We start from the raw sequence: 12,668 nt of genomic DNA, 5'->3' as shown, positions 1-12,668 counted from the left end.
TTATGATTGGATAAAGGTGTTTATTGACGAGATGAAGGTCTTTATAGCTGTATGAAAAGAGCCATGCTCTGCTTTACGCTGTCTCTGTGTTGTGAATCTGTTAGAATCTTTTTGCTTTCTTTTTTTGACCAAAAGGCCTGTGATGAACGAAATTACTATAATCAAGCCAGATGATTGGCATCTACATTTTCGCGATGACGACATGCTGCTAGAAACCGTACCGGCCACGGCGCGCTGTTTTGAGCGTGCGGTGGTGATGCCGAATCTTGTGCCACCTGTGACCACAGCAGCGTTGGCATTGAGCTACCAAGAGCGCATTCTAGCGGCTCGACCTGAAGGGAGCACCTTCACGCCTGTGATGACGATCTATCTTACTGATAAAACCTCGGTGGAAGATATTCAGGACGCAAAAAAGGCCGGTGTATTGGCGGCTAAAATGTACCCAGCTGGCGCAACCACGAATTCCGACTCTGGTGTGAATTCACTAGAATCATTGTATCCGGTATTTGAAGCGTTAGCAGAAAACGACATGTTGTTACTGATTCACGGTGAAGTGACACAAAAGCACATTGATATTTTTGATCGTGAGAAAGAATTTATTGATCAGCATATGGTTAATATTGTTGAGAGAGTACCAAATCTAAAGGTGGTGTTTGAGCATATTACGACGAAAGATGCGGCCGATTTTGTGTTGGCGGCCCGTGATGGTGTTGCAGCGACTATCACCCCTCAGCATTTATTGTTGAACCGCAACGACATGTTAGATGGCGGCATGCGTCCACATAATTACTGCCTTCCAGTGTTAAAGCGCAGCACTCACCAAGAGGCACTGCGTGCCGTGGTGAAATCTGGCTCTCCTAAGTTTTTCTTAGGGACAGATTCGGCGCCACATGCGAAGCATCGTAAAGAGTCAGATTGTGGCTGTGCTGGTTGTTACAGTGCTTGGTCTGCCCTTGAGCTTTACACGCAAGTATTTGATGAGCTAGATGCGTTGGATAAGTTGGAAGGCTTTGCTAGCTTGCATGGTGCTGATTTTTACGGCTTGCCTCGTAATACGCAAACCGTCACCTTGGTAAAAGAAGCGTGGCAAGTGCCTGATAGCATTGTTTTGCCAAATGGTGATTCAATTGTGCCTTTCTTTGCTGGCAAGCAAGTGAATTGGAAGTTGAAATAGTGTCTGCAAGGCGCTAAGCAATAGAGTGAAAAGAATGAAAAGAAAGGTCGAGTTCAGTAATGGGTTTGGCTTTTTTTATGTGAAAAACTGAGTGTTAGCCAAAGGTTGAATGCATCTTCAAAATATATTCATGGCTGGTGACGATAAGTTGTTTTGAAAGTATTGAAAGATCTATGAATAAAGCAGAGCAAGAAATTACTAGGAGAGGTATTAAATGGTGCGGATGGAGAGACTCGAACTCTCACGCCGTGAAGCACTGGAACCTAAATCCAGCGTGTCTACCAATTCCACCACATCCGCATGTCGTGTTGACGCGTGCATAATACTTATATCTAGCTGTAATGCAAGATTTTTTAATTTTATTTGAGTGGGTAGCAACGGCTTTCTTTTTGGCTATTGCCCGCCCTAGCAAGGACAAAGCACACAAAAAGTGATTTAATAAAGATCCTCTTTTATTCGCCTTTAGATAGAGTTTCAAAATGGAAAGCAGCTCAGTTTCTTCGCTTCTTGACCCCCTTGATCTTGTTACCTTATTTGTATTTATTGCCTGTTGGGGTGGTTATGCTTTTTATGCGACTTATAACGCTAAGCGCCGTCCTTGTCTTGTGAGTGTGTTGCATCAATTTCGGCTGGCGTGGATGTCGCGCTTATTAAGGCGTGATAATCGCATTGCTGATGCGTCCGTTATGGCGAACCTAGAAAGAAGTAGTTTGTTTTTTGCCTCGAGTTCATTGCTGATTATTGCCGGTTTATTTGCTGGCTTTAAGTATTCCAGTGAGGCGCTTGAAGTCTTGTCGGACTTTTATTTAATGGCGCCGAGTAGTCGCCAAGAATGGGAACTTAAAATCATTGTGCTAGTGCTTATTTTTGCCTATGCCTTTTTCACTTTTACTTGGTCGGTTCGACAATATAATTTTTGCTCAGTATTAGTGGGTAGTGCGCCATTGGCGACTGAACGCGGTATTGAAGATAGTGAGCGGGAGTTGTATGCCATGTATATGGCGCAAATATGCAGTTTGGCGGCCAATCAGTTTAATTACGGGTTGCGAGCATTCTATTTTTCCATGGCGTTTAGTGCTTGGTTTCTTGGGCCATATTTCTGCATGGCGGCGAGTGTTATGGTTGTTGCTGTTTTATACCGTCGAGAATTCAGATCAAAAACTTTTAAAACATTGAGTCGAGGGCTCGTTATTAAATCCCATGCTTCCTAATTTTCCTAAACCATTACCCGATCATGACAACCCCACCAACCGTACTGTTAAGGTTGATGACAGGTTGTATCAATATTTAATCGATGTCTCCGTCCGTGAGAGCGACATATTAAAAGCCTTACGACGTGAAACCGCCCAATATCATATGGCCAGAATGCAGCTTTCTCCCGAAGTCGGGCAATTGTTGAGTTTGCTGGTTAAGCTGCAAGCGCCGAAAAAATTATTAGAAATTGGCGTCTTTACCGGCTACAGCACCTTATCGATGGCGATGGCGATGCCTGACAATGCCAGACTAGTTGCGATTGAAAAGAAGCAGATGTGGCTGGACATTGCGTCTCGTTATTTGGAGGAAGCGGGCGTTCTGGATCGCGTCACTACTCATTGCGATAAGGCGTTGCCAGTGCTTGAATCTTTGCTGGATGAAGCGGGCACCTTTGATTTCATTTTTATTGATGCGGATAAAAAGAACTTACTGGCGTACTACCATTTAGCCAAGCAATTGCTGCGCCCTGGTGGCTGTCTATTGATCGACAATACCTTGTGGTGGGGCAATGTGGCCGACGAGGCGTTTGATGACAAAGACACCTGTGTGGTACGTGAGTTAAACAAAACCATTCATCAGGACGCTGAGGTCGAGTTGTCTTTGATTCCCATTGGTGATGGTTTGACGCTAGTACGAAAAAACACCGAATTCTCCTGATATTTCCCTTCCTGCTGGGCAGCGAGCTTCTAGAATGCTGTATTTTATGGTTTTTGCTTCTTTTTTATAAATACGCCTCTTGAAATTCGTTGAAGAGGCTTTATTTAGATTGCACAAGTATTAAGAAATACACCCTTGGTTTTATCTGAGGGTTCATTCAAATAGGAGCAAGCTATAACATGGCAACTGATACTCAAAAAGAAACGTTAGGATTCCAAACAGAGGTAAAACAACTACTTCATTTGATGATCCACTCTTTGTACTCCAACAAAGAAATTTTTCTAAGAGAGCTCATTTCTAATGCGTCTGACGCAGTAGACAAGCTTCGCTTTGAGTCTGTCGCTAACGCAGACCTTCTCGCTGAAGATCCAAACCTACGTGTGCGCATTGAATTTGATAAAGACACGAACACCGTCGTTATCGATGACAACGGTGTGGGCATGTCTCGTGAAGAAGCTATCACTAACTTAGGTACCATTGCCAAGTCTGGTACTTCTTCTTTTCTAGAGCAATTAAGTGGCGACCAGAAAAAAGACAGCCAATTGATCGGTCAATTCGGTGTGGGCTTTTACTCAGCTTTCATCGTTGCAGATAAAGTCACAGTAGAAACACGTCGTGCTGGTGCCACTGAAAACGAAGCGGTACGTTGGGTGTCTGATGGTTCTGGTGAATTCACCATTGAAAACATCGACAAAGCCACTCGCGGTACGCGCATTACTTTGCATTTGAAAGCAGACGAAAAAGACTTCGCGGATAATTTTCGTCTTCGTTCTTTGGTGACTAAATACTCAGATCATATTTCTATCCCTGTGGAAATGGAAAAGCCGGTTTACCCAGAAATGGACGAAGAAGGCAATCCAAAACCTGTTGATGAAGCCAAGGCGCCTGAATTTGAAGCAGTGAACTCTGCAAAAGCTTTGTGGACTCGTCCTCGTAACGACGTCACCAAAGAAGAGTACGAAGAGTTTTACAAGCACGTTTCTCATGACTACCAAGCGCCTTTGAAATGGTCACATAACAAAGTCGAAGGTAAGTTGGAATACACAAGTTTATTGTACATTCCATCCAAAGCGCCGTATGACCTTTGGAACCGCGACATGCAGCGTGGTCTAAAGCTCTACGTGCAACGTGTTTTCATCATGGATGAAGCCGAAGCCTTCCTACCTCCTTACATGCGATTCGTAAAAGGTGTGGTGGATTCAAACGATTTGTCTTTGAATGTGTCTCGTGAAATCTTACAGAACGACCACGCGGTTGATTCTATGCGTTCAGCATTGACGAAACGCGTATTGGATATGCTGGCGAAAATGGCGAAAAACGAGCCAGAAGATTACCAAAAATTCTGGGATGAATTCGGTAATGTGATCAAAGAAGGCCCTGCAGATGACATGGGCAACAAAGACAAAATTGCTGCATTAATTCGTTTCAGTACGACGAAAACCGATGCACCAGAGCAAACAGTGTCTTTGGCTGACTACATTGAGCGCATGACAGAAGGCCAAGATAAGATTTACTACATCTACGCTGAAAGCCATAACACGGCGAAAAACAGCCCTCACTTAGAAATTCTTCGTAAGAAAGGCTACGAAGTGCTTCTATTGAGTGATCGTATCGACGAATGGATGATGTCTTCTCTACAAGAGTTTGATGGCAAATCTTTCCAAGATGTGACTAAAGGCAAACTGGATATCGCTGAAGACGACAGTGAAGAAGCGAAGAAAGAGAAAGAAGAGAAGGCGGAGCATATCAAGCCTTTGCTTGAGCGCATGAAAAAAGTATTGGACGGAAAAGTAGCGGATGTTAAGAGCACCGACCGTCTAACCAGCTCTCCTGCGTGTCTTGTGGTTGGTGAGAATGACATGGGCTTGCAAATGCGTCGTTTGCTTGAGCAAGCGGGTCAGCAATTGCCAGACTCTAAGCCAAGTTTAGAAGTGAATCCTGATCACCCAATTGTGGCGAAAATGGATTCTGAATCCGATGAAGAGCGTTTCTCTGACATGACTTGGTTGTTATTTGAGCAAGCAACGTTATCTGAAGGTGGTCAGCTTGAAGATCCTGCAACCTTTGTTAGTCGTATGAATAAGTTGATTGTTCAACTGAGTAAATAACATCACACCAATGTTTTGTACTTAGACTCAGTGTTAATGTGATGTAAAAGCCCAAATTCCTTGTGGAATTTGGGCTTTTTTTGTTTCTTTATATTGCTGAGATGTCGGATCGTCAGTAACACGAAAGTTGTCTGTGTGTTGAGGGAAATCTACATGGCTATGATTCTAGAGACTGAATATAGGGCTCTAAGGGTGAAATGTACTAAGCTTACTACAGTGGTTCTCAACAGTAGGTAGTAATGGGGTGCTGGAATTTAACGAAGGGGAGTAGCAAGGCATAAAAAAGCCAGCGTGGTTTTGGCGCTGGCTTAGTGGTTAATCAGGTATTTATTTTTTTGGCAAATTTTTTGAAAATATTAGCGTCTTCTTAGTTTTCGCTCTTTCCAGCGTTTTATTACGTGGAACCGCCAAACTACCAAGATAGTCATATATGCAATAGCGCCAAATACTAATCCTGATACTGCGGAGCCTACGTATAACGGGAGCCATATGTGCTCTAGCTTTGCCCATATCCACGCGACAGAAAGATGGAAGTCTTTCCCTTTGTCTCCACCAACAATCATGGTGCCCACTTTATAATTAAAGTAGAAAACAAACGGCATGGTGAGTGGGTTAGTAATCCAAACAAGCGCAATGGACAATGGGATATTGGCTCGCAATGGAATGGCCAGCAGAGCAGATACGACCATTTGAAATGGCATTGGAATAAATGCCCAAAACAAACCATTAAAAAAAGCTTTGGCGACAGAACGTCTATTTAAGTGCCATAGATCAGGCTCGTAAATCTGTGTTCCTAATAATTTAAGCGCTTTGTTTTCTTTTAATTTTTCTGGATTTGGGATGAATTTTTTTATGTAACGCTTCGGCATAAGCAAGTATAAGTCAGGTTAGCAATCTAAGACACGGAGGTCTTATGTTACTAAGTGTTTTAATCTTGATTGGCGCCATTTTGGTGCCAACTGAATATATGTGGCTGTATTCTACTCATATCATTCTGGCGTGTCTCTATTTAATCTGTACACATCGTTTCTTGATGCTACTTTTGACCTTTGTTTCCCTGATTGTTGTATATCTTAGTGAAGTAGATAATGTCATCGACATTTCTTTTGATAAAAATCTGCCAATGCGCTTTAGCCCAGAGCTAAACCAGCTTTATGTGAGTGACGTGGCGGCACTTGAGAAGATTGACGAAAGATTTTTTTTAGTAAGATTAAGTCATATTGAGGGCGGCAAACAAAATTTTAATAATGTTCAAATTAAACCGTTGTCACAAGCATCTTCTTCGTCAATAGAGGTTACCTTGAAGCGTTTTGTGCTTGCTTCCAAAGACGGTAGTTGGTTGGAGCGGAGGCTTTATGCGCAAAGGCAAGCTGCGCAACTGGATATACAGTCTGATTCAAAATTTCAAAATCCATTGGTAAGAGAGCATTCCATCAGGTCATACATACATGCTCGGCTGGAAGGTGTTTTGTCTTTTTATTCAAGCTGGCGTTTTTCAAAGGCTCTGCTGCTTGGTGATGATAGTGGCTGGGATGATCGAGACAAATGGATTGTTAGATCGCTAGGCTTGGCGCATTTATTTGTCGTGTCTGGGCTACATACGGGCTTTGTATTTGTTTTTGGACGTTTGTTAAGCCGCTTTTTATGGCGTTTTTCACCCGATAAATGGGTGCTTTCTGGTGTTAATTGTTGGTCTGTTGATGCCATTATCATTATTCCTATTTTATTCTTTTATGCTTATTTGACAGATTGGGGTGCGCCAGTGGTGCGCGCAGCCATTATGTTAAGCCTGTATTTATTATCAAAAGTGCTTTTTACACAGACATCGCCCTATAAAGTCATTCTTTTTGCTTTGTGGGGGATTTTGATGTTTGATCCAAGAGGGGTGTTACAGCCAGGTTTATGGCTGTCATTTAGTTTGGTCTGTTTTCTTATTGCGTTTAGTCAACCTGCTAGGCGCTGGTCACGTTTTTTACTTCTCCAGCTTATGCTTTCTACCGCCTCTATGGTGCTCATCTGGGGGTGGCAACTGTCTATTTCGATTCTCTCAATTCCAGTGAATTTGTTGATGATTCCATTGGCTGCTTTTTTATGGTTTCCGATTGGAATTTTAGCCAGTGTTGAGGTGCTATTAATACAAACATCCTATTTGTATTACGTTTTAGATAGCGGCATTTTTTTGATTGTCAGCTTGCTAGAGTATTTGGCTTTTACTCTGCCTATGTTGACTTTTGATACTTACCTCAATAGCACCACTAAAGTTATGTTGCTGTGTATGGTTGTTTTTTGGGTTTGGCAAGCGCCATTAAAGAGAGGAATAGGGTGTGTGTTACTCATTTGGTGTGTGCTTTTGTTGCCAAGGGATGATGTCTCTGGGTATCAGTCTCGTATAGTTAATAATGGCAATGAGCTGGTTTTTGAACGTGATTATGACATTGAGAACTCGAGTAATTGGTCAAAGCATGATTTATCTAAGCGCTTGATAACACCGCTAAACGACGCAAATAAACGAAATTATCCGGTAATATTGCTAGCCAGAAATCTAGAGGAACTTTCTCCTTCAAATCTTCTGAAAAATAACATTGATTGGGTATTACTTAAAAGCAAGCCATCGGAGTCGTTACAATCCATGCTAAAAGGCTTAAATATACATTGGCTTTCTATAGAGTCTGGTGAATCGTTGCTATTTCGTCAATACAATAACCGCGTCTCGATTCGCCACTTAGCCTGTTCTTTTTCGATTTTTCTCTTTAAATCTGACGCTTGTAAGCGTGTTGAAACGTTAGAGTTTATGTTAAATTAACATCACATTTAAAAGGGAGTTCGCGGTGTTAACCTTTATTCAAACTGGTGGTTTTTTCATGTGGCCTTTATTGGCCTGTTCTATTCTTACGCTAGCAATCATCATTGAACGCTTTTGGACATTACGGAAGTCGCGAGTCGCACCGAAAAATTTGTTACTTGACGTTATGTCACGCTTGCGCGATGACAGAATGTCTCTTGATTATATTCGTTCTATGCAAGCCCAAATTGGTCTATCTTCTATTTTCGCGGCGGGTTTAATGAACTCAAAGCACGGCCGTACGACCATGAAAGAAAGCATGCAAGGCGAGGCAAGCCATGTCATACATGATTTAGAAAGATTCATGAGCAGTCTTGGTACCATCGCAGCGGTCTCTCCATTGCTTGGTTTGCTGGGAACTGTTGTGGGTATGATAAAAGTGTTTTCTGTTCTAATGGAACATGGTGCAGGTAATACTTCTTTATTAGCGGGTGGTATTTCTGAAGCGCTCTTAACTACTGCTGCTGGTCTTGGTGTTGCTATTCCCGCCTTAGTTTTCCATCGTTTTTTCAGCCGTAGAATAGATGATCTTGTTGTTAGCATGGAACAGCAATCGACCAAGTTAACTGACGCATTACATGGCGACAGAGATTCGAAGTCGGGAGTAAGTAAGTGAAATTTCGTCGTCAAAAAATAGATGACGTACAAATCAATTTAACGCCTTTGATTGACGTCGTTTTTTTGTTGCTGATTTTTTTTATGGTCAGTACCACGTTTAATCACAGTTCTGAGTTAACGATAGACTTGCCATCCGCAACCAGTGGGCAGGCGATGGCCAATCGAAGTCAGGATGTCGAAATTGTCATTACCAGTGATGGCCAATATGTGATTAACGGCAGAACTTTAATTAATGAGAAAGTAGACACGTTAGTTAAAGGCATTCAAGAAGTCTCGCAAGGTGACACTAAGCGTCCTCTTATTATCACGGCTGATGCTAAAGCGCCTTATGAAATGGTGCTTAAAATTTACGATGCCGCTGCGCAACTAGGTATCGCTAAAATTGCTCATACTGCACAAAGCGAGCAAACTAAGTGAATGTAGAGTCGTTATTTCTGCGTGCTTGGTATGGAAGCTGTCCTTGGACGAAGGTATTTTCTCCTTTTATGCCTTTCATTAAGAATGCGATTCAAAAAAAAAGGGCTGCATTTTTAGCGAATCCCAATCAATCTTATACTGCGCCGATTCCTGTCGTTATCGTGGGCAATATCAGCGTTGGTGGGACTGGAAAATCACCAATGGTTGTGGCGTTATGTAAATTCCTGATTGGTCATGGATTTAAACCTGGGATTATTTCGCGTGGTCATGGCGTTAAGCTGATTAATCCCATTGCGGTTAATTCAGACAGTTTGGCTTCTCAGGTTGGTGATGAACCCGTTATGCTTGCCCGCAGGACGCAATGTCCTGTTGTTGTTTTCCCTCAGCGAGCAGAAGCGATTAAGCAGTTACTTGCTACTACTGACGTAGATGTCATTGTTTGTGATGATGGGATGCAGCACTACGGTCTAAATCGGGATATTGAAATTGCTATGGTGGACGCACAAAGAGGGCTTGGCAACGGTCAACTCTTACCGGTTGGTCCATTACGTGAACCTATTAGTCGATTGGATAGTGTTGATTACGTCGTGAGTGTTGCGGATGGCATGACACAAATATTGTCTGATCTTAATCAAGCTGTTTTAATTGCCTCTCTTTCTTCTTCAAACTTGGTGTCGCTTGACGGTAAAAGAGAATTGTCTTTTATTGACGCTTTTCGTGAAGATCAGAATTGGCACATAATGGCAGGAATTGGTAACCCAGATCGTTTTTTAGCGACACTAAAAGCGTTAGGGTTAAATAAACCCAAATCAGTTTGTTGGTTTGGTGATCATCATAACTACATTGAAAATGATATTCCAGAGCATGGGCGTGTCATTATGACAGAGAAAGACGCCGTAAAGTGTCAGGCCTTAGCGATAAAAAATTTAGATATTTGGTATTTGCCTGTCTCGTTAGCGTTACCAGAGACATTTACAGCAACATTTCTACAAAAATTACAGCATATTAACAATGAGAAACGACATGAATAAAGTTTTATTAGATATTTTGGTTTGCCCTGTGACTAAAGCGCCACTGACGTTAAGTGAAGATGGTACTGAGTTGATAAGCAAGGTGGGTGGTATGGCGTATCCTGTTCGCGATGGCATTCCTGTCCTTTTGGAGACAGAGGCTCGCACATTAAATGCTGAAGAAAGATTGGATTCAGGCTCAGCAAAGTGAAAAAGGTCAAAATACTGACTGTTTGTTTGGGGAATATTTGTCGTTCACCAGCCGCTCAGGGGATTTTACAATCTACAGCTGAATCTTGTAAGGGGTTGGCTTTAGAGGTGGATTCAGCAGGTACAGCGGCTTATCACATAGGGCATTCCCCAGACTCACGTTCAATTCAGGTGTTATCAGAGGTTGGCGTTGATATTTCAGGTCAACATGCTCGTCAAATTTCGTTAGAGGATTTTGAGTGTTTTGATTGGATTTTAGCAATGGATGCAGAAAATCTTTCAAACTTACAAAAAATCCAGCCTGAATGCAGCAAAGCTAAAGTCGTTTTATTTGGACAGTACTGTCCTGATGTTACTTTTGGTGAAGTTCAAGATCCTTATTATGGCGAGCAAGATGGCTTTATTAAGATGAGGGACAAGTTGCAAGTAATAGCGGAAAGTTTTATTCATCATCTTATGTCGTCTGAACAGGATCTACATCGTTCATAATGAATATTCGAGAAAAAATAATCGGTGACATGCCGGACTTAATTCAAACAGATGTTTCTCTTTCTCCTTTTAATACCTTCAAGTTTTCTTATCAGGCGCAATATTTTGCTTTAGTAGAAGACCTTGTTTCTCTGAAAGCTGCCATTGCTTGGGCGAAGGCCCGTGAAATGCCCATTACTATTATTGGTGGCGGTAGTAATCTACTTATTCGCAATGATATTTCAGGGCTGGTTATCGTCAACAGATTACAGGGAAAGCAACTTGTACGAGATGAAGGCGACAACTTGATTTTAAGTGTGTCAGCGGGTGAAAACTGGCATCATCTTGTCGACTATACCGTTCATAAAGGCTGGTTTGGGCTAGAAAATTTAGCGCTTATTCCGGGAACGGTAGGGGCTGCGCCAGTGCAAAATATTGGTGCTTATGGTGTTGAAGCCAAGGATGTTCTCGAGCGCATACAGGTTTTGGATCTAATAAGTGGTCAATTGCTGTGGTTGCTTGCTAAGGATTGTGGCTTTGCATATCGTGATAGTCACTTTAAAGGGAAATGGAAAGGGCGCTACATTATTACTGCTGTCGAGATGCGCTTATCTCGTTCGCCTCAGTTTATCCTTAGCTACGGAGGGTTGAAGGGGGAGATTGAAGGTGAGTTAACGCTTGAATCGGTATTCGAGGCAGTATGCTCCTTACGTCGTAGCAAGCTTCCTGATCCTAATATTATTGCCAATGCAGGAAGCTTCTTTAAGAACCCTATTGTAAGTGTCGAAAAGCATGATCAACTTAAGCTTATTTTTCCAGAATTAGTGTCTTTTTCTTTTGCCGGTGGCTACAAGCTGGCGGCGGGGTGGATGATTGACCAAGCAGGTTGGAAAGGCATTCGTCACCAAGGTGTTGGGGTTTATGAGCATCAGGCATTGGTTCTGGTTAATTGCTCTGAAAACCAAGCGGCATCCTTGTTGGAGTTAGAGGCTTTAATAAAGCAATCTGTCTTCGATCGTTATGGCGTCTGGTTAGAAAGAGAGCCAGTAGAGTTGCCTGATGCTTTCAATGTGACTTCAAGTGATGCAGAGGCGTTCTCTTGAAAATAGGAGTGATGGACTCAGGTGCGGGAGGGATAACGATTCTGAATACGATTCGTCAGAAAATCCCTATGCTTGATTTGGTTTATCTCGCGGATGAGTTTTTTGCACCTTACGGTGAGAGAAGCCCGGCAGATATTCAATCACGAGTCGTTAGTATTGGCTGTTTTTTCGAGAGCCAAAATGTGGATGCTATTGTGGTTGCGTGCAATACCGCCACTGTGATTGCTATCGATGCATTGCGGGCTAGAATTGCTTTGCCAGTCATTGGTGTCGAGCCAGCAGTTAAGCCTGCCTTTAGGGTGAGTAAGACAAGACATGTTGCTGTATTGGCAACGCCACTTACGGCTCATAGTCAGCGACTTAAAGAACTTATTTCCTTGTGGCGTGAAGACAGTAATGTTCACATTATGTCTAGTCCCACGTTAGCTTTTGATATTGATGCTTGGCCGCAATCAAAAGTGGTAGTGGAAGAAACAGTCAAAAAGTTGTGCCTTAAAATGATTGAATCAGGCATTGATACCTTAGTGTTGGCCTGTACGCATTACCCCTTAATAAAAAAGTTATTTGCCGCAGAGCTTGGTCCTGATTGTGAAATTATAGAACCTAGTGAAGGCGTTGTTGCTCAGCTAGTGCGACGCTTAAATCAAACATACCCAACTAAATTCCCCGCACTCTTGTCTAGTGTCACCAAAGGAAGCATTGAGGTTATCAGTACGAAAGGGCTTGATAATATGGATAGGTTAACCAGTTGGATAGAGGATCGAGACTCTATTACGGCTAAAAAAAGTATTAATCTCTCCGTTTAAA

General features: G+C 42.4%; 13 protein-coding genes and 1 tRNA gene. 12 read left to right on the top strand and 2 right to left on the bottom strand.

Going from position 1 to position 12,668, the window contains the following annotated elements; translation table 11 throughout:
- The first annotated feature begins 142 nt into the window (after positions 1 to 142).
- Positions 143 to 1,174, top strand: coding sequence for a dihydroorotase (gene pyrC / locus V6259_RS05955; protein WP_341583721.1), 1,032 nt, complete (start codon positions 143 to 145; stop codon positions 1,172 to 1,174).
- A 215-nt stretch (positions 1,175 to 1,389) separates the two neighbouring features.
- Here pyrC and V6259_RS05950 read toward each other — a convergent pair.
- Positions 1,390 to 1,474: transfer RNA gene (locus V6259_RS05950), tRNA-Leu, on the bottom strand.
- Between the two features lie 179 nt (positions 1,475 to 1,653).
- Between V6259_RS05950 and V6259_RS05945 the strand changes: the two genes are divergently transcribed.
- The 3 genes from V6259_RS05945 (at position 1,654) to htpG (ending at position 5,193) form a co-directional block, all read left to right on the top strand.
- On the top strand, positions 1,654 to 2,385 hold the full coding sequence (locus tag V6259_RS05945; protein WP_341583719.1) for a DUF599 domain-containing protein: 732 nt from the start codon (positions 1,654 to 1,656) through the stop codon (positions 2,383 to 2,385).
- Complete coding sequence (locus V6259_RS05940; protein ID WP_341583717.1) at positions 2,375 to 3,085, top strand: O-methyltransferase; 711 nt, start codon at positions 2,375 to 2,377, stop codon at positions 3,083 to 3,085. Before V6259_RS05945 ends, V6259_RS05940 begins: the two co-directional genes overlap by 11 nt.
- Before the next feature lie 179 nt (positions 3,086 to 3,264).
- Positions 3,265 to 5,193, top strand: a complete 1,929-nt coding sequence (gene htpG, locus V6259_RS05935; protein ID WP_341583716.1) for a molecular chaperone HtpG — start codon at positions 3,265 to 3,267, stop codon at positions 5,191 to 5,193.
- A gap of 356 nt (positions 5,194 to 5,549) precedes the next feature.
- Here htpG and V6259_RS05930 read toward each other — a convergent pair whose 3' ends face one another.
- Positions 5,550 to 6,062 (bottom strand): DUF2062 domain-containing protein, encoded by a 513-nt coding sequence (locus V6259_RS05930; protein ID WP_341583714.1) that lies wholly within the window; start codon positions 6,060 to 6,062, stop codon positions 5,550 to 5,552.
- 44 nt (positions 6,063 to 6,106) lie between these two features.
- Here V6259_RS05930 and V6259_RS05925 point away from each other — a divergent pair, with 44 nt between their 5' ends.
- The 8 genes from V6259_RS05925 (at position 6,107) to murI (ending at position 12,667) form a co-directional block, all read left to right on the top strand.
- A complete protein-coding gene (locus V6259_RS05925) occupies positions 6,107 to 7,996 on the top strand; it encodes a ComEC/Rec2 family competence protein (RefSeq protein ID WP_341583713.1) in 1,890 nt (629 codons plus the stop codon).
- A gap of 25 nt (positions 7,997 to 8,021) precedes the next feature.
- On the top strand, positions 8,022 to 8,651 hold the full coding sequence (locus tag V6259_RS05920) for a MotA/TolQ/ExbB proton channel family protein (RefSeq protein WP_133011444.1): 630 nt from the start codon (positions 8,022 to 8,024) through the stop codon (positions 8,649 to 8,651).
- Positions 8,648 to 9,070 carry an ExbD/TolR family protein gene (locus V6259_RS05915; RefSeq protein ID WP_133011445.1) on the top strand — a complete coding sequence of 141 codons (423 nt, stop codon included), beginning with the start codon at positions 8,648 to 8,650 and terminating at the stop codon, positions 9,068 to 9,070. The genes V6259_RS05920 and V6259_RS05915 overlap by 4 nt, the downstream gene beginning before the upstream one ends.
- 68 nt (positions 9,071 to 9,138) lie before the next feature.
- Entirely contained in the window at positions 9,139 to 10,101 is a 963-nt protein-coding gene (lpxK, locus tag V6259_RS05910; protein WP_341583712.1) for a tetraacyldisaccharide 4'-kinase, read from the top strand.
- Positions 10,094 to 10,291: a Trm112 family protein gene (locus V6259_RS05905; RefSeq protein WP_341583711.1), complete on the top strand. Its 198-nt coding sequence runs from the start codon at positions 10,094 to 10,096 to the stop codon at positions 10,289 to 10,291. The genes lpxK and V6259_RS05905 overlap by 8 nt, the downstream gene beginning before the upstream one ends.
- Positions 10,288 to 10,779, top strand: a complete 492-nt coding sequence (locus V6259_RS05900) for a low molecular weight protein-tyrosine-phosphatase (RefSeq protein ID WP_341583710.1) — start codon at positions 10,288 to 10,290, stop codon at positions 10,777 to 10,779. The genes V6259_RS05905 and V6259_RS05900 overlap by 4 nt, the downstream gene beginning before the upstream one ends.
- Positions 10,779 to 11,861, top strand: coding sequence for a UDP-N-acetylmuramate dehydrogenase (gene murB, locus V6259_RS05895; RefSeq protein WP_341583709.1), 1,083 nt, complete (start codon positions 10,779 to 10,781; stop codon positions 11,859 to 11,861). Before V6259_RS05900 ends, murB begins: the two co-directional genes overlap by 1 nt.
- On the top strand, positions 11,858 to 12,667 hold the full coding sequence (murI, locus tag V6259_RS05890) for a glutamate racemase (protein WP_341583708.1): 810 nt from the start codon (positions 11,858 to 11,860) through the stop codon (positions 12,665 to 12,667). Before murB ends, murI begins: the two co-directional genes overlap by 4 nt.
- Position 12,668: the final 1 nt, after the last annotated feature.

This window comes from Marinomonas sp. TI.3.20, from assembly GCF_038155025.1.
GTDB classification, from domain to species: Bacteria; Pseudomonadota; Gammaproteobacteria; order Pseudomonadales; family Marinomonadaceae; genus Marinomonas; species Marinomonas flavescens.
Note: the sequence above shows the minus strand (reverse complement) of the source record. Positions and strands in the feature narration are given on the sequence as shown.